24 protein-coding genes are annotated in these 24,865 nt (G+C 72.1%); 15 read left to right on the plus strand and 9 right to left on the minus strand.

The window, feature by feature from the left end; translation table 11 throughout:
- Together OO60_RS16825 and OO60_RS16830 are read right to left on the minus strand one after the other, a co-directional pair.
- Window positions 1–846 (minus strand): metal ABC transporter ATP-binding protein, encoded by an 846-nt coding sequence (locus OO60_RS16825; protein ID WP_004560730.1) that lies wholly within the window; start codon window positions 844–846, stop codon window positions 1–3.
- Between the two features lie 2 nt (window positions 847–848).
- On the minus strand, window positions 849–1,754 hold the full coding sequence (locus OO60_RS16830; protein ID WP_004560729.1) for a metal ABC transporter solute-binding protein, Zn/Mn family: 906 nt from the start codon (window positions 1,752–1,754) through the stop codon (window positions 849–851).
- A 178-nt stretch (window positions 1,755–1,932) separates the two neighbouring features.
- On the opposite strand from OO60_RS16830, the gene OO60_RS16835 reads away from it, so the two are divergent.
- From OO60_RS16835 to OO60_RS16855, 5 genes are all read left to right on the plus strand, one after another.
- Entirely contained in the window at window positions 1,933–3,033 is a 1,101-nt protein-coding gene (locus tag OO60_RS16835) for a LacI family DNA-binding transcriptional regulator (RefSeq protein ID WP_033261626.1), read from the plus strand.
- Between the two features lie 100 nt (window positions 3,034–3,133).
- Window positions 3,134–3,625 carry a beta-class carbonic anhydrase gene (locus tag OO60_RS16840; protein WP_004560727.1) on the plus strand — a complete coding sequence of 164 codons (492 nt, stop codon included), beginning with the start codon at window positions 3,134–3,136 and terminating at the stop codon, window positions 3,623–3,625.
- A 3-nt stretch (window positions 3,626–3,628) separates the two neighbouring features.
- Window positions 3,629–4,564: a glycosyltransferase gene (locus OO60_RS16845; RefSeq protein ID WP_004560726.1), complete on the plus strand. Its 936-nt coding sequence runs from the start codon at window positions 3,629–3,631 to the stop codon at window positions 4,562–4,564.
- 9 nt (window positions 4,565–4,573) lie between these two features.
- Window positions 4,574–5,449, plus strand: a complete 876-nt coding sequence (locus tag OO60_RS16850) for an HhH-GPD family protein (protein ID WP_033261627.1) — start codon at window positions 4,574–4,576, stop codon at window positions 5,447–5,449.
- 63 nt (window positions 5,450–5,512) lie between these two features.
- A complete protein-coding gene (locus OO60_RS16855) occupies window positions 5,513–6,469 on the plus strand; it encodes a peptidoglycan recognition protein family protein (protein WP_033261628.1) in 957 nt (318 codons plus the stop codon).
- A 66-nt stretch (window positions 6,470–6,535) separates the two neighbouring features.
- Here OO60_RS16855 and OO60_RS16860 read toward each other — a convergent pair whose 3' ends face one another.
- Window positions 6,536–7,282, minus strand: coding sequence for an alpha/beta fold hydrolase (locus OO60_RS16860; RefSeq protein ID WP_003096143.1), 747 nt, complete (start codon window positions 7,280–7,282; stop codon window positions 6,536–6,538).
- A gap of 74 nt (window positions 7,283–7,356) precedes the next feature.
- Here OO60_RS16860 and OO60_RS16865 point away from each other — a divergent pair, with 74 nt between their 5' ends.
- Window positions 7,357–8,763 carry a M1 family metallopeptidase gene (locus OO60_RS16865; RefSeq protein WP_003096145.1) on the plus strand — a complete coding sequence of 469 codons (1,407 nt, stop codon included), beginning with the start codon at window positions 7,357–7,359 and terminating at the stop codon, window positions 8,761–8,763.
- Here OO60_RS16865 and OO60_RS16870 read toward each other — a convergent pair.
- Window positions 8,749–10,134 carry an AAA family ATPase gene (locus OO60_RS16870; RefSeq protein WP_003096147.1) on the minus strand — a complete coding sequence of 462 codons (1,386 nt, stop codon included), beginning with the start codon at window positions 10,132–10,134 and terminating at the stop codon, window positions 8,749–8,751. The two genes, OO60_RS16865 and OO60_RS16870, sit on opposite strands and share 15 nt — an antisense overlap.
- Window positions 10,135–10,185: 51 nt before the next feature.
- Here OO60_RS16870 and OO60_RS16875 point away from each other — a divergent pair, with 51 nt between their 5' ends.
- Entirely contained in the window at window positions 10,186–10,497 is a 312-nt protein-coding gene (locus OO60_RS16875; protein WP_003096149.1) for an antibiotic biosynthesis monooxygenase family protein, read from the plus strand.
- Window positions 10,490–11,299, plus strand: a complete 810-nt coding sequence (locus tag OO60_RS16880; RefSeq protein ID WP_003096152.1) for an SIR2 family NAD-dependent protein deacylase — start codon at window positions 10,490–10,492, stop codon at window positions 11,297–11,299. Before OO60_RS16875 ends, OO60_RS16880 begins: the two co-directional genes overlap by 8 nt.
- Before the next feature lie 24 nt (window positions 11,300–11,323).
- Here OO60_RS16880 and OO60_RS16885 read toward each other — a convergent pair whose 3' ends face one another.
- A complete protein-coding gene (locus OO60_RS16885; RefSeq protein ID WP_003096155.1) occupies window positions 11,324–12,340 on the minus strand; it encodes an endonuclease/exonuclease/phosphatase family protein in 1,017 nt (338 codons plus the stop codon).
- Between the two features lie 105 nt (window positions 12,341–12,445).
- On the opposite strand from OO60_RS16885, the gene OO60_RS16890 reads away from it, so the two are divergent.
- Together OO60_RS16890 and OO60_RS16895 are read left to right on the plus strand one after the other, a co-directional pair.
- A complete protein-coding gene (locus OO60_RS16890; RefSeq protein ID WP_003096157.1) occupies window positions 12,446–13,423 on the plus strand; it encodes a daunorubicin resistance protein DrrA family ABC transporter ATP-binding protein in 978 nt (325 codons plus the stop codon).
- Window positions 13,420–14,226: an ABC transporter permease gene (locus OO60_RS16895; RefSeq protein WP_003096159.1), complete on the plus strand. Its 807-nt coding sequence runs from the start codon at window positions 13,420–13,422 to the stop codon at window positions 14,224–14,226. Before OO60_RS16890 ends, OO60_RS16895 begins: the two co-directional genes overlap by 4 nt.
- A gap of 85 nt (window positions 14,227–14,311) precedes the next feature.
- On the opposite strand, the gene OO60_RS16900 is transcribed toward OO60_RS16895, so the two are convergent.
- Complete coding sequence (locus OO60_RS16900) at window positions 14,312–17,473, minus strand: AfsR/SARP family transcriptional regulator (RefSeq protein WP_033261629.1); 3,162 nt, start codon at window positions 17,471–17,473, stop codon at window positions 14,312–14,314.
- A gap of 146 nt (window positions 17,474–17,619) precedes the next feature.
- Here OO60_RS16900 and OO60_RS16905 point away from each other — a divergent pair, with 146 nt between their 5' ends.
- Together OO60_RS16905 and pcp are read left to right on the plus strand one after the other, a co-directional pair.
- Window positions 17,620–19,056 carry a M1 family metallopeptidase gene (locus tag OO60_RS16905; RefSeq protein WP_033261630.1) on the plus strand — a complete coding sequence of 479 codons (1,437 nt, stop codon included), beginning with the start codon at window positions 17,620–17,622 and terminating at the stop codon, window positions 19,054–19,056.
- A gap of 68 nt (window positions 19,057–19,124) precedes the next feature.
- Window positions 19,125–19,766 (plus strand): pyroglutamyl-peptidase I, encoded by a 642-nt coding sequence (pcp, locus tag OO60_RS16910; protein ID WP_033261631.1) that lies wholly within the window; start codon window positions 19,125–19,127, stop codon window positions 19,764–19,766.
- Window positions 19,767–19,907: 141 nt separating this feature from the next.
- On the opposite strand, the gene OO60_RS16915 is transcribed toward pcp, so the two are convergent.
- Window positions 19,908–20,570, minus strand: a complete 663-nt coding sequence (locus OO60_RS16915) for an Ig-like domain-containing protein (RefSeq protein WP_033261632.1) — start codon at window positions 20,568–20,570, stop codon at window positions 19,908–19,910.
- 161 nt (window positions 20,571–20,731) lie between these two features.
- Here OO60_RS16915 and OO60_RS16920 point away from each other — a divergent pair, with 161 nt between their 5' ends.
- From OO60_RS16920 to OO60_RS16930, 3 genes are read left to right on the plus strand one after another with little or no spacing between them, the layout of a single operon-like run.
- The gene (locus tag OO60_RS16920) at window positions 20,732–21,112 is read left to right on the plus strand and encodes a hypothetical protein (RefSeq protein WP_033261633.1); all 381 of its coding nucleotides are present in this window, start codon (window positions 20,732–20,734) and stop codon (window positions 21,110–21,112) included.
- 4 nt (window positions 21,113–21,116) lie between these two features.
- Entirely contained in the window at window positions 21,117–22,178 is a 1,062-nt protein-coding gene (locus OO60_RS16925) for a hypothetical protein (RefSeq protein WP_033261634.1), read from the plus strand.
- Window positions 22,171–22,644: a YbaB/EbfC family nucleoid-associated protein gene (locus OO60_RS16930; RefSeq protein ID WP_033261635.1), complete on the plus strand. Its 474-nt coding sequence runs from the start codon at window positions 22,171–22,173 to the stop codon at window positions 22,642–22,644. Before OO60_RS16925 ends, OO60_RS16930 begins: the two co-directional genes overlap by 8 nt.
- A gap of 1 nt (window position 22,645) precedes the next feature.
- On the opposite strand, the gene OO60_RS16935 is transcribed toward OO60_RS16930, so the two are convergent.
- Together OO60_RS16935 and OO60_RS16940 are read right to left on the minus strand one after the other, a co-directional pair.
- A complete protein-coding gene (locus OO60_RS16935) occupies window positions 22,646–24,334 on the minus strand; it encodes an Hsp70 family protein (RefSeq protein WP_033261636.1) in 1,689 nt (562 codons plus the stop codon).
- 59 nt (window positions 24,335–24,393) lie between these two features.
- A complete protein-coding gene (locus OO60_RS16940; protein WP_051767706.1) occupies window positions 24,394–24,795 on the minus strand; it encodes a helix-turn-helix domain-containing protein in 402 nt (133 codons plus the stop codon).
- Between the last annotated feature and the right edge of the window lie 70 nt (window positions 24,796–24,865).

Below are 24,865 nucleotides of genomic sequence, written 5' to 3' on the forward strand. Positions count from 1 at the left end.
TCAGCCCACTTGCTCTTCGACGTCGTGTTCGTGGTGGTGCGGCTCCTCCTCGCACAACGCGCTCTGCGCGCCCGCGATGTGGATCTGGCCGCCGACCTTGAGCACCTCGACCCGGGTGCCGTACAGCTGCGACAGCGTCTCCGTCGTCATGACCTCGTCCGGCTTGCCGATCCGGAACTGGCCGTTGACCAGGTACAACACGCGGTCGACGAAGGGCAGCACGGGGTTGATCTCGTGCGTCACGAACAGCACGGCCGTCCCCGCCGACTGCCGTCGCGAATCGATCAGCTCGCTGATCGCGCGCTGGTGGGCGAGGTCGAGCGAGAGCAGCGGCTCGTCGCACAGCAGCACCTCGGGGTCGCCGACCAGGGCCTGCGCCACCCGCAGCCGCTGCTGCTCGCCGCCGGACAGCCGGCCGACGGGCTGCTTCGCGTACCGCGTGGCCCCGACGGCTTCGATCGCCGCGGCCACCTGACGACGACGGGCCGCCATGCCGAACAGGCCAGGGCCCCAGCGGTGGCCGTCGAGCCCCAGCCCGACCAGGTCGACCCCGCGCAGCGTCAGCGACTCGTCGATCGCGCGCTGCTGCGGGATGTAGCCGACCTTGCGGTTCGCGCCGCCCGGGCGGCCGCCGGCGATCTCCACCGAGCCCGCCGAGAGCTCCTGCATGCCGAGCAGGGCCTTCAGGAAACTGCTCTTGCCGGAGCCGTTCGGGCCGAGCACGGCGAGGAACTCCCCGGGCTCGACGACGAGGTCCAGCCCCGACCAGAGGGTCCGGGGGCCGAACGCCAGGCCCGCACCGCGGACCCGGACCGCGGGGCGTACGTCGTCGGATACGAGTGCCATGGCTACTTCAACGCCCCAGCCAGCTCGTCGACTTCCCCGGTCATCCAGCCAATGTAGTCCGTCACACCCGCGGGCAGCGTTTCGGTCACGTCCACGACCCCGATCCCGGCGGCCTTCGCCTGCGCGACGACGTCCTGGGTCAGCGGGGTCACCGTCTGGGCGTTGTTGATCAGCGCCTTGACCTGTTTCGTGGCGATGAGCTGCTTGTACTCGTTCACCGCGCCGGCCGGGACGTCGGTGTCGTTCTCGACGGCGTCGGAAAACGCCTTGGGCGTCGCGTCCGTCAGCTTCGCGCTCCGGAGCAGGTAGTGCGCGACCGGCTCGGTGACGACGACCTTCGCACCCGGATGGGTGGCGCCGAGCTCGCCGAGCCGCTTCTCGAGCGCGTCGACCTTGGCCTTGAACGCCTTCGCGTTGTCGGCGAAGAGCTGCTTCGACGCCGGCTGCAGCTCGCCGAGCTGCGTCGCGAGCTGGTCGGCGACCTTGTCGACGCCCGGCAGGTCGTACCAGACGTGCTCGTTCTCGTCGCCGGTCGCGGCGATGTCGTAGGCGACCAGCTTCTTCGCGTCCCCGGCCTGGTCGCTGAGCTTGCCGAAGAACTCGTCGTAGCCGCCGCCGTTGGACAGCAGCAGCTGCGCGCCCTTCGCGGCGAGCGCGTCGTCCGCCGTCGTCTCGTACGAGTGCGGGTCGGCCGACGGGTCGTGGATGACCGACTTGACCTCGACCTTGTCCCCGCCGACGGCGCCGGCCACGCTGCCCCAGACGTCGGTCGAGGCGACGACCTTGATCTTGCCGTCGCCGCCGGCCTGCGCGCCGCCGTCGGAGGTTCCACCGGAGCACGCGGCCAAGGCGAAGAGGGACAGGGCCGAAGCGGCGGCGAGCACGCTCGTGGTGCGGCGGGAACTCATCTGAGGGACTCCTGGAGACGCTAATGGAAACCGTTGTCAGATTCACCTTACCCCATCCGGATGACTTTCTGGCCATCCGATCGCGCTTTGGTGTATGCGTCTTCGTGCATGCGGATCGAGACATCGACCACGCGGGGTGTCTCTTCAAGAAAGTGATCTGAACCGTTACGGTTTGCTGATGGGACGTCCTATTCGCACCCGGAGGCAGGCGACACTGGCGTCGCTCGCGGCGGAGCTCGGTGTGTCCAGGACCACGGTGTCCAACGCCTACAACCGGCCGGACCAGCTGTCCCCGGAACTGCGCCGCCGGGTCCTCGAGACCGCGCGGCGCCTCGGCTACCCCGGTCCCGACCCGGTCGCCCGCTCCCTGCGCACCCGCAAGGCGGGCGCGGTCGGGCTGCTGCTCACCGAGAACCTCTCCTACGCCTTCCGCGACCCCGCGGCCGTCGGCGTCCTCGAAGGACTGGCGCTGGCCTGCGAAGACGCCGGCGTCGGCCTGCACCTGGTGCCGGCCAGCCCGGGCCGTGAAGACGTGGCCGCGGTGCACCGCGCGGGTGTCGACGGGTTCGTCGTCTACTCGGTGCCGGACGACGACCCGCACCTGGCCGCCGTGCTGGAGCGGCCGGTGCCGACGGTGATCATCGACCAGCCGAGCCTCGAAGGCATCGACCGCGTCGGCCCCGACGACGCCGCCGCGGTCGGCAAGATCGCCGAGCACCTGGTGTCACTCGGGCACCGGCAGGTCGGCGTGATCTGCATGCGGCTGGCCCGCGAGCGCAACGACGACTTCGTCTCGGCGACCCGCCAGAGCGGCGCGCACTTCCACGTCCAGCGCACCCGGCTGGAGGCCCTCGCGGTGGCGTTCTCGGCGGCGGGCGTCGACTGGGCGGGCGTCCCGGTGGTCGAGCGGTTCGACCACACGGTGGACGACGGCGCCTCCGCGGCCCGCCAGCTGCTGGACGCGTACCCGCAGATCACGGCGGTGATCTGCACCTCGGACATCCTCGCGCTCGGCGCCATGGCGGAGGCGGAGCGGCGCGGGCTGCGGGTGCCGCAGGACCTGACGGTGACCGGCTTCGACGGCATCGCCGAAGCCGAGCGGATCGGGCTCACCACGGTCCACCAGCCGGTGCTGGAGAAGGGCAAGACGGCCGGGCGGCTGCTGCTCAGCTCGGGCGAGCGGAGCGCGCCGAAGGTGATCACCCTGCCGACCGAGCTGCGTGTCGGGCGCACGTCGGCGCCGCCGCGGACCGTCGAAGAGCCTTGGTTCGGCGGCTGACCTCGTGACATTGCTCTTAACGCATTGCTCAGCGGGGTAGTCACCCGGTCAAATGGAGTGGTTAGCCCGCGCCGCGGGGCCACTGGCCGGAAGGTGACCGATGACCTCGATCGACGTACTGCTCAAGCGCAACCAGGAGCTCGGCGAGGTGACGCCGGGTGACCGGTCGTCGCCCAAGCCGTCGCTGCAGGTGGCCATCCTGACCTGCATGGACGCCCGGATCCGGGTGTTCGAGCTATTCGGCCTGCTGCAGGGCGAGTCGCACGTCCTCCGCAACGCGGGCGGTGTGGTGACCGACGACATGATCCGCTCGCTGGCGCTGTCGCAGCGCAAGCTCGGCACCCGCGAGGTGCTGATCGTGCAGCACACCGAGTGCGGCCTGTCGATGGTGACCGAGGACGACTTCAAGGACGAGCTGGAGAGCGACACGGGCCTGCGGCCGACGTGGTCGGTCGAGGCGTTCCGCAACGTCGAGAACAGCGTCCGGACGTCGGTCGAGCGGGTGCGGCGCAGCGCGTACCTGCCGCACACGGAGAACGTGCGCGGGTTCGTCTACGACGTGAAGACCGGGAAGCTCACCGAGGTCGAGTAGGCCTTGCGGGTCCTTTTCGCCGGGCTGGCCTCGGCCGGCCACACGTACCCGATGGTCCCGCTCGCGGTCGCGGCGCGGGACGTCGGGCACGAGGTGCACTTCGCCGCGGGTGAGCACGTGCACGCGGCGCTGCGAGGGCTGAACCCGTTCCGGCCGGCGGACTCGTTCTACGAGATCTACGCCGAAGACCTCGAACCGGACCTGAAGCGGCTGCGGCCGGACCTGGTCGTGCACGGGTGGGGCGTCCCCGAGGTGGCCGTGGCCGCCCGGCGCGCCGGGATCCCGGCCCTCTGGCACGGGTTCGGCCGGATGATCCCCGACGGCATCGGGTTCGACCGCCCCTCCGGCGGCGTGCACCTCGACATCTGCCCGCCGTCGCTGCAGGACGCGGACTTCCTCGCGACCGCCGAGCGGATCCCGTTGCGGCCCGTGCCGTTCGCCGAGCCGGGCGAGTTCCGGGGGCCGCTGATCTACCTGACGCTCGGCACCGCCTTCGGCACCCCGGAGGTGCTCAAGACGGCGATCGAGGGGCTGGCCACGCTCGGCACGCCCGTCGTGGTGGCTACCGGCGGCGTGCCCGTCGGGCCGCAGCCGGCCCACGTGACGGTCCAGGCCTGGGTACCGCAGGCGGCGGCGATCGCGCACGCCGACCTGGTCGTGCACCACGGCGGCAGCGGCACCACGCTGGCCGCGCTCGCCGCCGGCGTCCCGCAGCTGGTCCTGCCGCAGGGCGCCGACCAGTTCGCCAACGCCGAGGCGCTCCTCACCGCCGGCGCCGCGGTGCGGCTCCTGCCCGGCGAACTGAGCGCCGACGCCGTCGCTGAACAGGCGCGCAAGGCGTCCGCCTGCCGCGACGCGGCCCGCGCGATCGCCGGAGAGATCGCCGCCATGCCGTCGCCGGCAGAGGTCGCTCGCGAGCTGCCGAAGCACGCGAAGTAGCCTCCCGGCGTGGCTGTGGACGCTGACGTGCTGATCGACTGGTTCTCCGCGCACGGCCGGGAACTCCCGTGGCGCGAGCCCACCTGCTCGGCCTGGGGCGTCCTGGTCAGCGAAATCATGCTGCAGCAGACGCCGGTCGTCCGCGTGCAGCCGATCTGGCACGAGTGGATGGCGCGCTGGCCGGTGCCGTCGGCGCTGGCCGCGTCGTCGCAGGGCGAAGTCGTGCGGGCCTGGGGCAAGCTCGGCTACCCGCGCCGCGCGCTGCGGCTGCACGAGGCCGCCGGCGTCATCGCGAAGGAACACGGCGACGTAGTTCCGTCCGATGTGGACACCCTGCTCGCGCTGCCCGGGATCGGGGCCTACACCGCGCGGGCCGTCGCCGCGTTCGCCTACGGGCGGCGGGCGCCGGTGGTCGACACGAACGTGCGGCGGGTCGTCGCGCGGGCGGTGCACGGCGCCGGGGACGCCGGGCCCGCGTCGAACACCCGGGACATGAACGACGTCGAGGCGCTGCTGCCGGCCGAGGACGCGCCCGCGTCGAAGTTCTCCGCCGCGATCATGGAGCTGGGCGCGCTGGTCTGCACCGCGCGGACCCCGAAGTGCGCGGACTGCCCGATCTACGACGAATGCGCGTGGCAGCTGGCCGGGCGGCCGGAGTACACCGGCCCGGCCAAGCCGGTCCAGAAGTTCGCCGGCACCGACCGGCAGGTCCGCGGGCGGCTGCTGGACGTGCTGCGCGGCAGCGAAGGCCCGGTCGAGAAGGCTCGCCTCGACCTGGTGTGGCACGACGGCGGCCAGCGCGACCGCTGCCTGGACTCCCTGCTGGTCGACGGCCTGCTGGAGCAGACCAGCGACGGCCTGTTCGCACTGCCGGGCGAGCACTGACGCACTGCGACCAAAGTTGGTCAATAGTTGTCATCGGCGCGTTCCGGAGTTACCGTTTCACACATGGTCACTGTTGACCGCCGGACCCTGTTCAAGGCAGGGGTGACCGCGACCGCGGCCGGCGCACTGGGGATGACGACCACGGGGACGGCTTCGGCAGCCGTGCCGACACCGACGATCCACGGCTGCTCCGAGTGGGGCGCCCGGCCCGCCGCCGGGCCGATCGTGGTGGAGAACCACAAGCCGACGTACATCGTCGTGCACCACGCGGTCGACCCGCCGATGAACAACGACTTCTCGCTGGCCCGCGCGTTCTACGTCTCGCGGTTCATCCAGAACCTGCACATGGACAAGAACGGCTGGATCGACAGCGGCCAGCAGTTCACGAACAGCCGCGGCGGCTTCGTCACCGAGGGCAGGCACCGCAGCCTGGAGATCCTGCGCGGCGGCACGCAGCACGTCCAGGGCGCGAACGTCGGCAACCACAACAGCGAGGTCATCGGCATCGAGAACGAGGGCCTGTACAGCACGGTGGACGTGCCGGCGGCGCTGTGGAACTCGCTGGTCTCGCTGGTCGCCTACATCGCGCACCAGTACGGCATCGCGCCGGAGTTCATCAAGGGCCACCGCGACTTCAACTCGACCGAGTGCCCCGGCCAGGTGCTCTACAACCGGCTGCCGGAGCTGCGGACGGCCGTCGGCCGCATCCTGGGTGTCGCGGTGGCGCGGTCCGAGGCCGAGTGGCCGCTGCTCAAGCCGGGCGACACGGGCCGCAAGGTGCAGCTGGCGCAGGAGTTCCTGCGCAAGTCCGGCTTCGGCGTCCCCGCCGACGGCGTCTTCGGCCAGTCCACAAAGGACGCCGTGACCGCTTTGTCCGTTCAGGCCGGATTGCCGCGCGACACGTGCACCGCGGCGAAGGTGTCCGACGAGACGGGCTTTCTAGGAGCGGACATCTGGCCGCTGATCGTCCCGGCCGGCCGCTCGACGGCGGCCTGGCGAGCGGACCTGTCCCGCGCGTGACCAGGGGGTCGGTGCGCCGGGCTCAACGGCGCGCTCGGTGTGCCGTCCTTCTGGCCACGCGGGGTTTCAGCGACTGAGCACCTGGGAGAGGAAGGCTTCGACGGCGCCGCGGTAGATCTCCGGGGCCTCGTCGTGCGGCAGGTGAGCCGAGCCCGGCACCACCAGGTGCTTCGCGTCGGACACCCGCGAAGCGACTTCGGCCTGCTGGCCCGGCGGCATCGCCGTGTGCTCGCCCTCGACCAGCAGCAGCGGGCAGCGGATCGCCTCGACGACGTCCCAGTAGTCGCGGCGGCCCCATTCGGCGGCGATGACGTACAGGTCTTCGAGGTCCGCAGCCAGGTGGAAGCCGTCTTCGCGTTCTTCGACGCAGTCGGCGAAGTACTCGCCCACGTCGCCGAAGAACTCGCGGACGTGGCCGAGCGAGGAGAACGGCACCGGCCAGCTCTCGAAGTACCCGCGCCAGGTCTCGACGGTCCGGCCGCGCTGGTCCGGCGCGAAGTCCTCGGAGACGACCGCGCGCACCAGCTCCGGGTACCGCGCGGCGGTCGCCCACGCGTGCAGGCCGCCCATCGAGTGCCCGATGAGCACGGCCGGGCCCGCGTCGAGCGTCCGCAGGGCTCCGGCGACGTCGTCGGCGAACCGCTCGGTCGTCCACGGCCCGACCCGCGGCGCGCTGCCGTGGCCCCGCGCGTCCAAGCCGTACACCGCACCGTAGGGCCGGAGCCACTCCGCGACCCGCCACCACGTCCGCGCGCGGCCCATCAGGCCGTGGAGCAGAACGATCGGCACGCCGGTGCCGCCGAAACAGAGCACGCGGCCACCTAACCACAAAACCCCTGGTGCGGAACGTGACCAAGCGATCGCAATCCATCACCTATGGTGGTCGTATGCGCCGCCGACTCACCGCACTGGCTGTCTGCGCCGCCGTGGCCCTCGCCGCGGCGTGCGGCGGCGACGCCGTCACCGCGCCGGCCCCGCCGCCGCCCATGCACCCGGTTCCGGGCGCGTCCGGCGCGGGCGATCCCTACTACCCCGACGACGGCAACGGCGGCTACGACGCCCTCGGCTACCAGGTCGACGTGAAGTACGACCCGCCGAGCGGGCACCTCGACGGCGACACGACGGTGACCGCGAAGGCCACCGAAGACCTGAGCCGGTTCGACTTCGACCTGCGCGGCCTGGACGTGCACCGCGTCGAAGTCGACGGCAAGCCCGCGCGGTTCACCCGCGAGAAGGCGTTCGAGCTGGTCGTCACGCCGCCGGAACCGATCCGCGCCGGGACGACGTTCCGCACCCGGGTCACCTACGGCGGCGACCCGGCGAAGACCCCGCACGACGGCGGCAGCGAGAACGGCTGGCAGCACTCGGCCGACGGCGGCGCGTTCATGGTCGGCGAGCCGCACTCGGCGGCGTTCTGGTACCCGGTGAACGAAACCCCGCGCGACAAGGCCACCTTCACGCTCACCGCGCACGTCCCGCCGGGCTGGACGGTGATCTCGAACGGCCGCGAGGGCCCGCCGGGCACCTGGACCGAGCCGAACCCGGTGGCGAGTTACCTGACCACGATCGCGATCGGCAAGTTCGATGTCGACAGGTCGACTTTGCCGGACGGAACCCCGGTGGTCTCGGCGTACGCGCCGGGCGCGGACGCCCGCCGCGCGATCGGCGGCCGGCTGCCGGAGGTGCTCGGCTTCCTGAGCAGCAAGTTCGGCCCGTACCCGCAGTCGGCGGCCGGCGGGATCTACCTGAACGAGAACGTCCCCTTCTCGCTGGAGACGCAGACGCGGCCGACGTACGCGAAGTGGGCCGACCTGCCGACCCTCGTGCACGAGAACGCCCACCAGTGGTTCGGCGACTCGGTGTCCCTGCGGAACTGGTCCGACATCTGCCTGAACGAGTGCTTCGCGTCCTACTCGCAGTGGCTGTGGGCCGAGCGCGAGGGCCAGAACCTGGACGACCGCTACCGCGCGGCCATCGAGATCACCCGCGGCAGCACGGACTTCTGGGCGCAGAAACTGGTGGCGATGGGCCAGGGCCACGAGTTCGAAGGCGTCTACAACAAGGGCATCCTGGCGCTGCACGCACTGCGCCGCCAGATCGGCGACCCGGCGTTCGACCGCCTGCTGCACACGTGGCCGGCCCGCTTCCGCCACGGCAACGCGACCTGGGCCGACTTCGAGGCGACGGCGACCCAGGTCAGCGGCAAGAACCTGCGGGAGTTCTTCGACACGTGGTTCCGCGGCACGAAGCTCCCCGCGGACGCCGACCTCTACCCGGGCTCACTGCGCAGCTGACCCGAGCAGCGACCGCGTCAGCGCGCTGCGCGCGTCCTGCATCTCCCGCAGCGCCGTCGTCAGCTCCTCGTCGCCGACGACCACGTCCTCGTCCGGGCGTACGGCCAGCGCCCGCAGCGACGCGCGCCGCAGCAGTTCCTTCGCGAACGACGCCGTCACCCCCTCGGTCGCCTCGACGACCGGGCCGAGGTCCGCCGTCAGCTTCAGCCCGCGCGCGTACAGCCGCAGCAGCGCTTCGCGTCCCTCCGCGTCCGGGAGCGGGATCTCGACCGCGAGGTCGACGCGGCCCGGGCGGTCCGCGAGGGCCTTCTCCAGCTCGCTCGCCCGGTTGGTGGTGAGCAGGAACGTCACGTCGGCGTCGCCGCCCACGCCGTCCATCGCGTCGAGGAGGGTGAACAGCAGTGGCTGGACCATCGGGCCGTAGCTGCGGTCCTGGGCGATCAGGTCGACGTCCTCGAGCACGACCACGCTGGGCTGCAGCCGGCGCGCCAGCTCGGCCGCCTTGCCGACGAACTTCATCGCCGCGCCGGTCAGGATGAGCACCGTCGTCTCCGGCAGGCGCCCCATCAGGTAGCGGACCGTGTGCGTCTTGCCGGTGCCGGGCGCGCCGTGCAGCAGCAGCCCGCGCTTGAGGTGCTGGCCGGCCGCCAGCAGCCGCTCGCCGTGTTCGGCGATGCCGACCGTGTGCCGCTCGATCGCCTCGAGCACGCCGTCCGGCAGCACGACCTCGTCGTCGGTCAGCGCCGGCCGCGGGAGGAACGTGAGCAGCTCGTTGCCACGGTGCTCGCTGGTGCCGAAGGCCAGCACCTGGCCCCGCAGGAGGTCGTGCTCGGTCATCAGCCGCTCGACGCGGTCGCGCACGTGCGTGGCGGTCACCCGGGACGTCGCGAGGACCTCCAGCCGGCACTGCTCGAGCCCCCACTGCGGGTTCGGGCCGCGGATGGCGAGCACCACCGGCTCGCCGCCCGGAGCGTGCGTGCCGACGAGCCCGAGCTGGACCGCTTCGGTCGCGGTGTCCGGGCCGGTCGCCGTGGTCGTGTAGTCCACCGAGCCGAGCTCGTACATGCCCTGCCGCCGCGCGATCGCGAGCATCCCGACCAGGTCTTCGTGCGCGCGCTGGCCGCCCGCGACGCCGAACCAGTTCACCGCCGTGCCGTGCCGGGCCAGGTAGGCGTCGACCCCGCACTGGAGGGTGGCGTGCTCCCACATCGGCCAGTTGCGGGTCACCACCACCACTTCCGGCAGTGCCGCCCCCAGGTGACCGGTCACCCGCTCGATCAGTTCGCTGCTCTGGCCGCTCGCGACCTCGTCCGCGGTGGCGCGGACGATCCGGGCGAGGTCGGCGGCGAGCGCGCGCTCGGTACTCCCCATGCCCTCAACAGTGGCACGGGTCACACGCCTGAGCCAACTAGGCTGGGCGGCATGAGTGTCGTGAAGATCAACGCGATCGAGGTCCCCGAGGGCGCCGGCCCCGAGCTGGAGAAGCGGTTCGCCGCACGCATGCACTCGGTCGACGAGCAGCCGGGCTTCCTCGGCTTCGAACTGCTGCGGCCGGTTTCCGGCGAGACGCGCTACTTCGTGTACACGAAGTGGGAGACCGAAGAGCACTACCAGGCGTGGGCGAAGGGCGGCCCGGCCGCGGCGGCGCACTCGGGCGAGCGCGCCAAGCCCGTGTCCACCGGGGCGAACCTGCTCGAGTTCGAGGTCGTCCTCGGTTCCCAGCCGAGTGCTTGAGCACGCCGGGAAGCTCCTGGACGGCGCCGGCGCGCTCCTGATCTGCGCCGGCGCCGGCATGGGCGTCGATTCGGGCCTCCCCGACTTCCGCGGCGGCGAGGGGTTCTGGCGGGCGTACCCGCCGTACGCCCGGCTCGGCCTGCGGTTCGAGGAGCTCGCCGACCCGCGCCACTTCGCCGATGACCCCGAGCTGGCCTGGGGTTTCTACGGGCACCGGCTGGCGCTGTACCGCCAGACCGTGCCGCACGACGGCTTCCGGCTGCTGCGTGAGTTCGGCACCCGGCTGCCTCACGGTGTCCGAGTCTTCACGTCCAATGTAGACGGACAATTCCAGGCGGCGGGCTTCGAGCACGTCGCCGAGGCGCACGGCTCGATCCACCACTTGCAGTGCCTGGCCAGGTGCACCGACGACATCTGGCCCGCTTCCAGCGTGGACGTCCGGCTGGACGAGGACACCATGCGCGCGGTGCCGCCACTGCCGTCGTGCCCCCGCTGCGGCGGCCTCGCGCGGCCCAACATCCTGATGTTCGGCGACTTCTCGTGGGTCCCGGACCGCAGTGAGGCCCAGCTGGCCGAGCTGACGGCGTGGCGCCGGACAGCCGGTGACCTCGTGGTCGTGGAACTGGGCGCGGGCCAGGCGGTCCCGACGGTCCGCCGCTACGCCGAGCTGGCGAGCGCGGCAACGGGCGCCCTGATCCGCATCAACCCGCGCGAACCCGAGATCCGCCACAACCGCGGCGTCTCCATCGCCGCCGGCGCCCTGGAGACCATCCAGGCCCTCGTGAGTGAGAAACAGCGTTAGAACACTGTTTCTCACTCACGAGCGTCAGGGCAGGCGGACTTCGGCGAACACCGCCCGGTGGTCGCTGCCCGGCACGTCGAACACGCGGTAGTCCAGCACCGCCGCGCGGTTGTCCACCGCCACGTGGTCGATCGTCACCACCGGGAACGACGACGGCCACGTCGGCGTCAGGCCCTCGCCGCGCTCCTCCGCCGCGTCGCGGTAGCCGCGGGACAGGACCGTCCGGTACGCCACGTGGTCCAGCGTCGCGTTGAAGTCGCCCGCCAGGATCCGCAGGCCGTGCTCGCCCGCCGGCCGGGACAGGTCCTTGATCTCGCGCTCCCACTGCGGGGTGTCGACGTCCGGGGAGATCGGGTGGACCGCGACGATCTCCACCACCACGCCGTCGCCGAGGTCGGCCTCGGCGCCCGGCTGCTTGGCCGCCGAGTCGCCGGACAGGTTGACCTCCTTCAGCGGGAAGCGCGAGACGATCCCCGACCCGAACGCGCCCGGCGCCGGGTGCAGCACCCGGTACGGCAGCGTCTCGAACAGCCCGGCCGCGGTCAGCCCGTCGACCACGCGCGGGGTCATCTCGACCAGGTTCAGCACGTCGATCCGCTGCTCGCGCACCAGGTCGACGACGGCCTTCGGGTCCGCCTGGCCGTAGAGCAGGTTCGAGGAGAGGACGCGCAGGGTCTTTCCGTGCAGGTCACGCTGCTCGCTCGCCGACAGCCGCGGGAGCACCAGCACGGCCAGCGCGATCGCCAGCACCAGCGCGACCCCGCCGGTCCACCACCGCCGCAACGCCAGCGCGATGCCGCCGAGGAGCAGGCCGGCGGCCGCCGCGTACGGCGTCAACGACAGCGCGATCAGCGTGTACCAGTCGCCGTCGTAGCCGATCAGGCGCAGCGCCGCCAGCACGGCCAGCGGCACCACCGGTACCACCAGCAGGCCCGTGACCAGCGGATTCTTCCGCCGCGACCGCGTCTCTTCCGCAACCACCATGCTGCCGAGTATGCCGAGACCGGCGCGCCGCGGCCCGGACCCGGACAACACCTCCACAAGATCTCCACCAGCCACTGCCAGCGCCTGCCAGCGCGCTGTGCGCGAGCTACCAGCGCGGCCGTCCACAGTGAAGCCCGAACGCGACAGCGAAGGAGGACGCCCATGTCGCACGCAATCCAGGCCGAGGGCCTGGTCAAGACGTTCGGGGAGACGAAGGCGCTGGACGGGGTGGACCTCGAGGTCCCGTTCGGGCAGGTCGTGGGGGTGCTCGGCCCGAACGGCGCCGGCAAGACGACCGCCGTCCGGATCCTGGCGACCCTGATGAAACCGGACGCGGGCCGAGCGACGGTCGGGGGCTACGACGTGGTCACCGACCCGGTCCGGGTCCGCAGCCTGATCGGGCTGACCGGGCAGTACGCGTCGGTCGACGAGGACCTGAACGGGATCGAGAACCTCGTCCTCATCGGACGGCTGTACGGCTACTCCCGCGCCCAGGCGAAGACCCGGGCCACCGACCTGATCGAGCGGTTCGAGCTGACCGGCGCGGCCAAGCGGCCGATCCGGACGTACTCCGGCGGCATGCGGCGGCGGCTCGACCTGGCCGCCAGCCTCGTCGGCCGGCCCGAGGTGCTCTACCTCGACGAACCGACCACCGGGCTCGACCCGCACGCCCGCAACGAGGTGTGGGACGTCGTCCGCGGCCTCGTCGCCGAGGGCGCCACGGTGCTGCTGACCACGCAGTACCTGGAGGAGGCCGACCAGCTCGCCGACAAGATCACCGTGTTCGACCACGGCCGGGTCGTCGCCGACGGCCGGGCCGACGAGCTCAAGCGCCGCGTCGGCGGGCAGACGCTGCAGGTCCGGCCGACCCAGCTGTCCGACATGGACGCCGTCAACCGGATCCTCGGCGACCTCACCGGCGTCCGGCCGGTCCGCGACGACGCGACCGGGCTGCTCACCGCCCCGGTCAACGACCCGGTGCTGCTGTCCACTTTGGTCCGCAAGCTCGACGAAGCCGGGATCACCGCGGACGAACTGGCCCTGCGGCTGCCCAGCCTCGACGAGGTGTTCCTCGCCCTCACCGGGCACACCGCCGAACCGTCCATCGAGGACAAGACGCTCGAAGGGAGCCTGGCATGACGACGCTGGCCCTCGACCGCCCGGCCCCGCCTCGGCACATCAGCCCCGGAAAGGGCTTCCAGCACGCGCTTTCGCTGGCCTGGCGCGGCATCCTGAAGATCCGCAAAAACCCCGAACAGCTCGCCGACGTCACCCTGATGCCCATCATCTTCCTGGTGATGTTCGTCTACCTGTTCGGCGGCGCGCTGTCCGGCTCGACCGACGCCTACCTGCAGATGGTCGTGCCCGGCATCATCGTGATGAACATCCTGCAGGCGTGCCTGACCGTCGGGACGAACCTCAACACCGACGTCACCAAGGGCGTGTTCGACCGGTTCCGCAGCATGCCGATCGCCCGGTCGGCACCCCTGATCGGCGCGGTGCTCGCCGACGTCGTGCGGTACGTGGTGTGCCTGACGGTGCTGATGGTCGTCGCGACGATCATGGGCTACCGGATCGCGACCAGCCCCGGCGAGTTCGTGGTGGCGATCCTGCTCGCGCTGGCGTTCGGGCTCTGCTTCTGCTGGGGCTCGGTCTTCGTCGGCATGGTGATGAAGTCGCCGGGTGCGGCGCAGGCGCTGATGTTCGTCTTCATCATGCCGCTGACGTTCGGCAGCAACGTGTTCGTCCAGACGTCGACCATGCCGGGCTGGCTGCGGGCGTGGGCGGACATCAGCCCGGTCAGCCTGATGGCGAACGCGCTGCGCGGCCTGATGAACGGCGGACCGGTGGCCGGCCCGCTGGCCGGGGCGCTGGCCTGGATGGCCGGTGCGGTGATCGTGTTCTTCCCGTTGGCCACCTGGGCCTACCGCCGACGGGTCTGAGAAGGCGCACACACGGGGGTGAGTAGCGCCAGGGGAGGTCGTGAGTGGTAAGGCGAGTTAGAACTCGCCTTACCACTCACGACTTTCAGCCGAGCTCGGCCAGAAGCCAGGTGATTGTGTCCTTTTTGGACATCGCGCGGGCGGCTTCGTAGCGGGCCTCGTAGTCCGGGAGGGCCGCACGCAAATCCTCGATCAGCGCCCGGACCTCGGGGCTGCCGAGGTCGAGCCGGCCGCGGATGACGGCGGACGCGGCCAGCACCCGGGCCGCCGTCTCGGGACGGCCCTGACGGGCCCGGATCATTGCCAGCAGTTCCACCGAGCCCGCCATGTCCGGCATGTCGCCGCGCTGGTTGGTGGCCCGGATCGCGATCGCCGCGTGGGGTTCCGCCTCGTCGACGCGGCCGTTGGCCAGCATGAGACGCGCCTCGAACGCGTGGATCCACTCGTCGCCGATGCCGCCGGGGAACCACTCGTCACCGCCCATCGCGGCGACGCGGTCGAGCAGTTCGCGCGCCTCGGTCAGGCGGTTCGTGCGCAGCAGCAGCTCGAGCCGGCCGAACATCAGGATGGCGCGCTGCTGCGGGTTCGAGATCTCCCGGCCGTAGCGCTCCGCCGCCTCCTGGTCGCGCCAGGCCGCCTCGAAGTCGCCGGTTCGTGCGCGCTCGACGGCCAGCCGCCACCAGTGCTGCACGGCGTCCTCGTGCGACCGCAGCTCCATCGAAAGCGCCAGCCCGCGCTGGTAGGTCTCGATGGCCTTCGCGCTGTCGCCGTCCTGGGACAACGCGTACGCCTTGAAGCTCAACGTCATCGCGATGCCCCAGCGGTCGCCGACCGCCTCGAACCCGGCGTGGGCCAGGTCGCGCGCCCGGTCCGCGCCCTCGACGTCACCGGCGTCGTCGAGCAGGAAGCTGTGCACCCAGTACGCGCCGGACCTGGTCCACGGGTCCGGGTGCTCCTCGGCGCGGTGCACCTCGCGGACCGCGACCTCACGATCGCCGCCGAGGAACGCCAGCATCGGCAGCGCCACCGCGAGCCCGGGGTAGCGGTCCACCGCGCCGGTGCGCACGCAGTCGTCGACCAGCTGCAGGATTTCGGCCTGGTCCGACCGGACCGGGATCGAGTCCATCAGGTAGACCAGGGCCCGGTAGGCGGCGTTGACCTGGGCGGGCAGCCGGTCGCCGAACGCCAGCGTGTCGCGGATCAGGCTGCCCACCCGGCCGCCCTGGCCGAGGATCGTGAGGTACCAGAACATCCCGTCCAGCAACGCCACCGCATTGTCCACATCGGACATCTCGATGGCGCCGCGCAGGGCCGCGATCATGTTCGCGCTCTCGGCTTCGAACATGTCGATCGCCGCCAGCTGCGCGGCGGTGCGCAGCGTCGGCTCCAGCAGCTGGGCGAACTCGGCGTAGTAGGCCGCCATCACCCGGCGCGTCCGGTCGTGCTCGCCCGACTCCACCAGCCGCTCGGTGGCGTACGCGCGCAGCGTCTCGAGCATCCGGTACCGCGGCTCGCCGGTCCCGCCGTCGATCGTGTCCACTATGGACTTCTCGACCAGGCTGCCGAGCACGTAGGGCACGTCGGCAGCGGGCAGCAGCTCGTCCGCGCAGACGGCCTCGATCGCGGCCGCCTCGGCGCCGCCGGTGAACACCGCGAGCCGCCGGGCCAGCACCAGCTCGGCCTCGGCCAGCAGGTCCCAGCTCCACTCGACGACCGCGCGCAGCGTCCGCTGCCGCGGCAGGGCCGTGCGGCTGCCCGAGGTGAGCAGCCGGAAGCGGTCGCCGAGCCGTCCGGCGATCTGGGCCACCGTCATCGAGCGCAGCCGCGCCGCGGCCAGCTCGAGCGCCAGCGGCATCCCGTCGAGCCGGCGGCAGATCTCCCCGACGCTGTCCACAGTGGACTCGTCGAGCACGAAGTCGGGCCGGACGGCGGCCGCCCGGTCGAGGAACAGCCGGGTCGAGTCGAGCTCGGCGGCCTCCGCGGGCGCGGCGCGTTCCGCGGGCACCGGCAGCGGGCCGAGCGGGCACAACGCCTCCCCCGTGATGGCGAGCGGTTCCCGGCTGGTCGCCAGGATCCGCAGCTTCGGCGCCCGCTGCAGCAGTTCGTCTGCCAGCCGGGCGGCGGCGTCGACGACGTGCTCGCAGTTGTCCAGCACCAGCAGCGCTTCCGCGCCGCCGAGCACCTCGACGGCCTGTTCCACCGGCTCGGGCTGACGGCGGTTGATCTCGGTCTCGGCGCGGATCTCCCGGACTTCGAGCGCGCCCAGCAGTGCGGCGGGGACGTCGTCGGGGTCCCGGACACCGGCCAGCGCGGCGAACCAGACGCGGCCCTGCTGGTGCGCCGGGTGCCGCGACGCCGCTTCGGTGGCCAGGCGCGTCTTGCCCGCCCCGCCGGGGCCGGCCAGGGTGACCAGCCGGGCGGAACCGAGCAGCTCGGCCAGCAGCTTGAGCTCGTCGTCGCGGCCGACGAACGTGGTCAGCCGGGTCGGCAGCCGGTCGGCCACCGGCGACGGCGGCGCGAACTCGCCGCGCAGCGCGGCGACGTGGATCTCCTGCAGCTCGGCGGAAGGGTCGACGCCGAGCTGGTCGGCCAAGGTGCGGCGGATCGCGGCGTAGACGCCCAGGGCTTCCGACTGCCGTCCGGCGGCGCACAGCGCGCGGATCCGCAGGCCGGCGAGCCGTTCGCGCAACGGGTCGGCGTCGGCCGCGGCGGCCAGGTCGGCCAGGACGGCGGCGTGGTCGCCCAGCCGGATCAGGGCTTCGAACCGGTCCTCCGCCGCTTCGGCCCGCAATTCGGTGAGCCGCCGGGCCGGCGCCGGCGCGAAGGGCGCGTCGAGGACGTCGGCGAGCGCAGCCCCCTGCCACAGCGAAAGGGCTTCGGTGAGCAGGTCGGCCGCGTGCGCGTCGCGGCCCGCGGCCAGTTCGCGGCGGCCGTCGGCGGCCAGGCGTTCGAACCGCTCGGCGTCGACGTCGGCGGGCGCCACCGCGAGCCGGTAGCCGCCCGGCCCGGATTCGACCGCCACCGGCAGGGCTTTCCGCAGCCGGGAGACCAGTGACTGGAGGGCGTTGGCGGCGTCGGACGGTGGTTCGGCACCCCAGAGCCCGTCGACCAGCGCGTCGGACGGCACCGCACGCCCGGCGTCGAGGGCGAGCCTGGCCAGGAGCATGCGGAGGCGGGCGCCGCCGATGTCGATCGGCGTGCCGTCGTCTTCCGCCGCCCGCAGCGGGCCCAGCAGCGCAACGCGCATGTGTCCAGCTTTCCAGACGCGCGCCCGGCGCCGGGGCGGGCCGACGGAAGTGCTGATTATCCGGACAAATCCGACGCGATCGGCCGCTTCACCCGTTCGTGGCGATACGTTGCCGACGAAGTCCACTGACACGGACAGGAGCGTTCATGAGGGGACAGAAACCGGTCGTGGTGGCGGCCGCCGTGGTCGCCAGCCTCTGCCTCGGCACCGGCGTCGCCGCCGCGGCGGGCGACGGCTGGGGCGCGGCCAAGCCCGGCAGCGACGGCGCGGGCGACAGCTACTACCCGCAGGACGGCAACGGCGGCTACGACGTCGCCGACTACAACCTCAAGGTCGGTTACGACCCGGCGTCGCACCAGCTCACCGGCGTCCAGGACATCACCGCGCGGGCCACCCAGTCGCTCAGCGCGTTCGACCTGGACCTGCACGGCCTGACCGTCGACTCGGTGAAGGTCGACGGCCGGGACGCGAAGTTCGCCCGCACCGGCGACCACGAACTCGTCATCACGCCGTCGCGGCCGCTGTGGCGGGGCCAGGACTTCCGGGTCAAGATCGCCTACCACGGCGTGCCCGCGCCGATCAGCGACCCGTCGCTCGGCGACAACGGCTGGCAGTTCGCCAAGGCGGGCGGCGCGTTCGTCGCCGGCGAGCCGAGGTCGGCCACCACCTGGTACCCGGTCAACGACACCCCGCTCGACAAGGCCACCTTCCACCTGGCGATCACCGTGCCCGACGAGTGGGGCGTGATCGCCAACGGCCGCGAGCGCGGCTCGGTCAAGGCGCCCGGCGGCACCACGCACGTGTGGGCCGAGGAAACGCCGATCGTGCCGTACATGACGACGGTCGCGATCGACAAGTGGACCTTCGACCGGAAGCAGCGCAAGGACGGCACCCCGGTCGTCAGCGCGTTCGCCCCCGGCACCCCGGATTCGACCAAGCAGGCCGAGGGGCGGCTGCCGGAGATCCTCGACTTCCTCGAGTCGAAGTTCGGCCCGTACCCGATCGACGCGGCGGGCGGCATCTTCCTCAACGAGGAGATCGGCTTCTCGCTGGAGACGATGAGCCGGCCGATCTACTCCGCGGGCTGGGCCGGCACGGTCCCGACGATCGTCCACGAGAACGCCCACCAGTGGTACGGCGACTCGGTGGCGGTCTCGCACTGGCGTGACGTCTGCCTCAACGAGTGCTTCGCCTCCTACGCCGAGTGGCTGTGGGACGAGGCGAAGGAGGGCGTCGACCTGAACAAGCAGTACGCCGACGACGTCAAGAAGGCGTCCACGCGGTTCTGGGACGGCAAGCTCTACGACATGGGGCAGGGCAACGAGTTCACCTACGTGTACTCGAAGGGCCCGCTGATGCTGCACGCGCTGCGCAACTACCTCGGTGAGCAGGCGTTCTCCTGGGTCCTCAAGACCTGGCCGTCGCTGCACCGCGGCGGGAACGCGAGCATGCAGGACTTCCAGCGGTACACCGAGTTCGTCGCGCACCGGAGCCTCAAGGGCTTCTTCGACGCGTGGGTGTACGGCACCGGCAAGCCCGCCGATCAGTACCTGTTCCCGGGTGGGCTCAAGCCCGCCGCCTGATCGCGTTCGCCGTCGAGGCCACCCCGCGGACGTAGGGTGGCCTCGACGCTTTCGCATCGGGAGGGTGCATGACCAGGGTGCTGATGACGGGCTTCGCGCCGTTCGGCGGGGAGGCGGTGAACCCGTCGTGGCAGGCGGTTTCGCTGGTGGCCGCGCGCCGGGACGACGTCGCGGCGGTGGAGCTGCCCTGCGAGTTCGTGGCGTCGCTGCCGGCGCTGCGGCGGGCGGTCGAGGCGTACCGGCCGTCGCTGGTGGTGTGCGCCGGCCAGGCGGGCGGCCGGTCCGAGGTGACGCCGGAGCGGGTCGCGATCAACCTGGTCGACGCCCGCATCCCGGACAACGCGGGCGCGCAGCCGCTCGACGCCCCGGTGGTCCCGGACGGCCCGGCGGCCTACTTCACGACGTTGCCGGTGAAGGCGTGCGTGGCGGCGATCCGCGCCGCGGGCGTGCCGGCGTCGGTGTCCCACACCGCCGGGACGTACGTCTGCAACCAGGTGTTCTACGGCCTGATGCACCTGCTGGCCACGGAGTTCCCGGGCGTGCGCGGCGGGTTCGTGCACGTCCCGTTCAGCCCGGAGCAGGTCGCGGCTTCGGGCAAGCCGGCGCCGTCACTGGGCGTGGACCGGATCGCCGACGCGCTGGAAGTCCTGGCGGACACGGCGTCGCGGGTGACCGAAGACCTGGCGGTCAGCGCGGGCGCGGAGCATTGACCACCCCGGCGACGTAATGCCCTCCCAATCACGCGAGATGCCCCTCCAATCACGCGAGTTGCCCCTCCAATCACGCGAGTTCCGCCCCTGATCACGCGAGACACGCCGCCCGCCACGTCGCAACGCCGTGAACGAGGCGCACTAACCGCCGCGGCCGGAGAGCTCGACGAACGCCGCCGGGCCCGGGACGTTGTGGTGGACCGTCAGGTCCGCGACGCGGTCGCCGCTCCCGGCCGGGGTGAAGGTGACCACCAGCGTGCACCGGCGGCCCGGCTCGACGTCGTGGCCGACGCAGCCGCTCGCGTCCACCGCGAAGTCCGGGCTGTCCACCTCGATGCCGCTCACCCGCAGCGCGCTCGCGCCGACGCTGCGGACCGCCACCACACAGGTTGCCGTCGTGTGCACCGGTGTCGTGCCGCAGGTGACCGACTCCGGGACGAGGACGCGGGCTTCCGCGGGCGCCGCCGGCACGCCGGGGAACGTCGCCGGGCGGCCGCGCACGAGGTCGAGCACCGTCACGCCGGTCACCGTCAGCACCAGCGCGCCCGTCGCCAGCAGCACGATGGCGATCGCCTTGATCCCGCGGGCGCTGCCGTCCTTTGCCGTGAACCCGCCAGCCGCCAGCACCGTGACCACGAGCGTGGAGATCAGCGTCGCGTCCGGGCCGGCCCCGATCGCCGCCGGGACGAGCGTGCCGAGCAGCGACGCCCCGACCGTGACCGCGAATCCCGTCCAGGAGAAGCGTTTCGCCTCGCGCAGCTGACGCCGGACCGTCGGCGCGCGCGGCTTGGTGACTGTGCTCATGCAGGTAGGAGCGCCGACCCCCGCCGCCAAGGACGACCTTCCCCCGTTCGGCGGTGCAGCGGGCCGGTCGTGATCTGAGGCACACCGCCGGCAAACGCCCCTGCCGGGTGATCGAACGGTGTTTACATGGCCGGAACGCGCAGCCGAAGAAGAGGTGAGTGATGATCGGATTCGAGACCGACCTGCAGGACCTGCGGGACTCGGCCGGAGCCCTCCAGGACGCGGCCGACGCCGCGGCCACCGCGTCGAACGGCCTGCGCGGCACCGATGTCCCCGTGTCCGGCGGCGGCAGCGGCCTCTTCGGCGGCATCGCCGGGATGCTGCCCGTGGACAACGCGTTCGGCCGCTCGCTGGGCATGCCGTCCGTCGCCGCGGCCTACGACGACCACCTGGCGAAGATCCAGAAGCTGGTCGCGCAGCTGCACCGGACCACCGCCGACACGAGCCACGCGCTGCTGCGGGTCGCTGACCTGTACGAACAGGCCGACGAGGACTCGAAGCAGCACGTCAACCGCGCGGCCGCGGGCCTGGAAGGGAACTGAGGACGTGGACGGCTACTTCGACACCGGCCTCGACGCCCAGCCGATGGCCGCCGGCGACGACCGCCGCGCCGAGCTGCTCGAAGGCGTCTCCGAGGACCTGAAGGACGGCGCGAACGACGCGCTGGACGCGATCGACGTGCTCCGGACGACCGACTTCCTGCTCTTCGGCTTCGACGGCTCCAACGAGAACGTCCGGAAGATGCAGGACGAGATCGCCGCGATCTACCGCGAGTTCTCCGACGCCGACATCGACCACGAGTCGGCGGGCGGCCTGCAGCACCTGATCATGCGGCACGACGCCACCTGGAAGGCGCTGCAGCGCGACTCGAAGCCGAAGCTCGACGACGCCCGGCAGTTCCTCACCGAGTGGCGTGGCTCGGCCGCGAACGCGGTCAAGGCCTACCTCAACGAGCTCGCGGACGCCTTCACCCAGGTCGAATCCAAGATCACCGTGCTGGAGAGCGACATCGTCGCCGCGCGGGAGGCCATCGCGTCGGCCCGGCAGGACCTGAGCAACCTCGGCACCACGTTCCTGCAGACGGCGCAGGACTACCAGAAGGACCAGTCCCGCAAGCGCGAGGCGGCGATGTCGAAGGTGCTCGCGGCGACGTTCGCGGGCGCGGTCGCCGGGCTGCTCACCGTGGCCAGCGCCGGCGTCGCCGCCCCGGCGGGCGCGGCGATCTTCACCGCGGCCAACGGCGCACTGGTGGCCGGCAACGCCGCCGGCGGCGCGATCGGCGCGGTGGTGGCCAACCAGGCGGAGATCACCGGCGACAACGGGTTGGACCTGTACCAGAGCTTCCTCGACAGCGCGGGCAAGATCCGTGACGGCGCCGCCGACGCGGCCCAGACGCTGGCGAACCGCATCGGCGACGAAGCCGTCGACCTGCCGAAGATCCCCGACCCGCCGGACGTCAGCCCGGGCGCGAGCTTCGACCCGTCGAACTTCGAGACCGGCCACACCTCGCGCCGGACGGAGCAGAACGTCCGCGACCGGCACGTCGACATCGCGCCCGACGGCCGGGTCTCGCAGGACAACGGTCACCTGGGGCGGCTGGATGGCTGACCGTCCGGCCAAACCGGACCGCGAAACCCTGCTGGCCGAACTCGATGCGCTCTCGGCGACGGCGACGTCCGCCGACGGCGCGGTTTCGCTGTCGGTCAACACCGACGGCGTGCTGACCCGGCTGCGGCTCACCGACGCCGTCTCGGGGATGTCGCCGACCGAGATCGCGGACGCCGTCTTGCGCACGTACGTCGAAGCGCAGCGCGAGTCGGCGAAGCGGACCGGGCAGCTGCTGGCGCCGCTGGGCAGCGGCGGCTACCTGATGGACCGGCTGCGCTGGCGGGTGCAGTTCGAGCCGGAACCGGTCCCGGTGGCCGCACCGGCGCCGGCCGCGCCGGTCGCCGAGCCGGACGGCAAGGTGCTGAAGGACCGGACTTCGGACACCCCGGCCGCCGAGCCGCCGTCCGGCCCGGTGGCGGACGACGACTGGTACGCCGGCGGGATGCGGTTCGACAAGGCCTGGTGAGTCAGGCGGGCTTGAGCTGCCCGGTGAAGAAGGCGAGGAGGTCTTCGACCCGGTCGGCGTCTTGCGAGACGTAGAGCCCGGCCGCCCGGCGGTCGTCCGCGCCGAACAGCACGATCCCCGCGACGCTGCCCATCCCGGCGAGGTACCGGCCGTGCAGCCCACCGCCGTCCCAGTCGCCGCGCGCGAGGCCCTTGGCATCCGCCTGCAGCTTCACCTTCGCCTCGATCTCGCCGGTGGTCACGCCCTGGTAGTACGTGACGGCACTGCCGTTGATCGAGCAGGTGACCGCCACCTGGGCGTGCAGCAGCTTGCCGATGGCGTCGGCGGCGTGGCAGGAGGCCCGGTCCGGAACGGTGCCGGCCAGTGAGCGCAGGCAGGGCGTGAACCCGGCCTGGTCGCGCTGCGCCGTCGTCCCACAGTCCACTGCGGACGGTGCGGAGTCGCCCCTGGTGGCCAGGACGACGATCGTCACCGCGACCGCGACGACCACGAGCACCGCCAGGCCGATGAGCCACGGCTTGCGCGTGGCGCGAACGGGCGGCGGGGGCGGCGGAGCCGGTTGCTGCCACGGTTGCGGCCGCGGCGGCGTCACCGGCGGGCGGACGGGCGCGAAGGCGGGCACGGTGAGGTCGGTGGGGCCGAGCGGCACGTGGTGGAGCCCGAACGCGACGGCCGTCTCGGGCTGGTCCTGCGTGGTGGGCGCGACGCCGAGCTGCCGCCCGAGCAGGGCGGCCAGCAGCGGCATCCGGCTCGGCCCGCCGACGAGGTAGACCCCGCCGAGCTGCGCGGGCGCGAGGCCGGCGCGGCGGATGGTCGCGGCGAGCAGTTCGGCGCTGCGCAGCAGGCTGGGCCGCACGAGCGCTTCGAGCTCGTCCCGGCTGACGAGGACGTCCCCGAACGGCTCGGGCATGGGCACGTGGGTCTGCGCGTGCCGGGACAGGCTTTCCTTGGCGTCGCGCACGTCCTGCAGCAGCGCCCGCCGAGTGCGCCGGTCGGCGGTGGTCTGCGGGCGCAGGAGACGTTGCCACTGCGCCGGATCGGCGTGCGACACCGACCGGCCGATGTGGACGAGCAGGGCCTGGTCGATGTCGAGGCTGCCGAGATCGGGCAGGCCATCCTCGGCGAGCACGGTGAAACCCTGCTGCGTGACACCGACGACGGCGCAGTCGAAGGTGCCGGCACCGAGGTCGTAGACGCCGATGGGGCCGAGGGTCCGGCTCCCCAGGCTGGCGTAGTGCGCGGCGGCGGCCACGGGTTCGGGGATCAGCCGGACGTCGGCGAGCTGCGCCATCGCGGCGGCTTCCCGGAGGACGTCCTGCAGGTCGCCGCCCCAGCCGGCGGGGTGCGAGATCCGCGTCTGCGCGGGAGGGCGGCCGAGCTGCCGCCCGGCTTCCTCACCGACCCGGCGCAGGACGGCGGCGAAGGCGTCGGTGACGGGGACTTTGGTGCCACCGAGGTCGAGGGTGCCTTCGTCGATGCGCCGCTTGGGGTGGGGTTCGAACCGGGCGGGATCGAGGCGGGCCCGGCGTTCGGCGTCCTGGCCGACGACGAGCGTGCCGTCGTCGTTGACGTAGACGGCGGAGGGCATGGTGACCGAGCCGTCGACCTCGACAACCCGCGCCCCGCGCCCGGCGGCGGAGAGGACGGCGACGGTGCTCGAGGTCCCGAAGTCGATCGCCAGCACGTCCACGCGGATTCCCCTCCCAAGGTCCGCGGGCATCGTCTCACGCGCGTGGGGCGCGGCTCCGGTCAGGCGGAGTCGCGCTGAGCGGCCGAAACAGTGACGTCGCGGTCCGCGAAGTCGGCGACCACCCGCATCCGCCCGCCGAGGGCCGTGATGTAGCGGCGAAGGGTGTCCAACGCCATCTGGCCCGGATCACCCTGTTCGAGCTGGCTGATCCGCGGCTGGCTGACTCCCATGCGCCGCGCGAGCTCGGTCTGGCTGACACCGGCGTCCTCGCGGAGCTGAGCAAGCCGGAACCCGAGCACATAAGCCTCGGTCGCCTCCCGCGCCGCGATCCGCGCGGCATCGACGTCACGACCGGCCTCACGGTCGATGGCGAGCTTCTCGGCTTTGACTTCCTTCCACGACCGGCTCGCGGGTGGTCCCTGCTCCGCTGCTCCGCGACGGGGATGTTCAGGTCGTACCAACGCCGGTCTCCGCTCCTCCAGGTTTGTGCAAGATCGAGCCCTTGATCCGATAGCCGGTGGGCACCCGGAA

This window comes from Amycolatopsis vancoresmycina (assembly GCF_000716785.1).
In the GTDB taxonomy this organism is placed as follows: Bacteria; Actinomycetota; Actinomycetes; order Mycobacteriales; family Pseudonocardiaceae; genus Amycolatopsis; species Amycolatopsis vancoresmycina.

Excerpts from the sequence above, each read along its gene's own strand:
- OO60_RS16825 (WP_004560730.1), bottom strand. The coding sequence starts at position 846 with ATGGCACTCGTATCCGACGACGTACGCCCCGCGGTCCGGGTCCGCGGT.
- OO60_RS16830 (WP_004560729.1), bottom strand. The coding sequence starts at position 1,754 with ATGAGTTCCCGCCGCACCACGAGCGTGCTCGCCGCCGCTTCGGCCCTG.
- OO60_RS16835 (WP_033261626.1), top strand. The coding sequence starts at position 1,933 with ATGGGACGTCCTATTCGCACCCGGAGGCAGGCGACACTGGCGTCGCTC.
- OO60_RS16840 (WP_004560727.1), top strand. The coding sequence starts at position 3,134 with ATGACCTCGATCGACGTACTGCTCAAGCGCAACCAGGAGCTCGGCGAG.
- OO60_RS16855 (WP_033261628.1), top strand. The coding sequence starts at position 5,513 with ATGGTCACTGTTGACCGCCGGACCCTGTTCAAGGCAGGGGTGACCGCG.
- OO60_RS16865 (WP_003096145.1), top strand. The coding sequence starts at position 7,357 with ATGCGCCGCCGACTCACCGCACTGGCTGTCTGCGCCGCCGTGGCCCTC.
- OO60_RS16870 (WP_003096147.1), bottom strand. The coding sequence starts at position 10,134 with ATGGGGAGTACCGAGCGCGCGCTCGCCGCCGACCTCGCCCGGATCGTC.
- OO60_RS16875 (WP_003096149.1), top strand. The coding sequence starts at position 10,186 with ATGAGTGTCGTGAAGATCAACGCGATCGAGGTCCCCGAGGGCGCCGGC.
- OO60_RS16890 (WP_003096157.1), top strand. The coding sequence starts at position 12,446 with ATGTCGCACGCAATCCAGGCCGAGGGCCTGGTCAAGACGTTCGGGGAG.
- OO60_RS16895 (WP_003096159.1), top strand. The coding sequence starts at position 13,420 with ATGACGACGCTGGCCCTCGACCGCCCGGCCCCGCCTCGGCACATCAGC.
- OO60_RS16900 (WP_033261629.1), bottom strand. The coding sequence starts at position 17,473 with ATGCGCGTTGCGCTGCTGGGCCCGCTGCGGGCGGCGGAAGACGACGGC.
- OO60_RS16905 (WP_033261630.1), top strand. The coding sequence starts at position 17,620 with ATGAGGGGACAGAAACCGGTCGTGGTGGCGGCCGCCGTGGTCGCCAGC.
- pcp (WP_033261631.1), top strand. The coding sequence starts at position 19,125 with ATGACCAGGGTGCTGATGACGGGCTTCGCGCCGTTCGGCGGGGAGGCG.
- OO60_RS16915 (WP_033261632.1), bottom strand. The coding sequence starts at position 20,570 with ATGAGCACAGTCACCAAGCCGCGCGCGCCGACGGTCCGGCGTCAGCTG.
- OO60_RS16920 (WP_033261633.1), top strand. The coding sequence starts at position 20,732 with ATGATCGGATTCGAGACCGACCTGCAGGACCTGCGGGACTCGGCCGGA.
- OO60_RS16930 (WP_033261635.1), top strand. The coding sequence starts at position 22,171 with ATGGCTGACCGTCCGGCCAAACCGGACCGCGAAACCCTGCTGGCCGAA.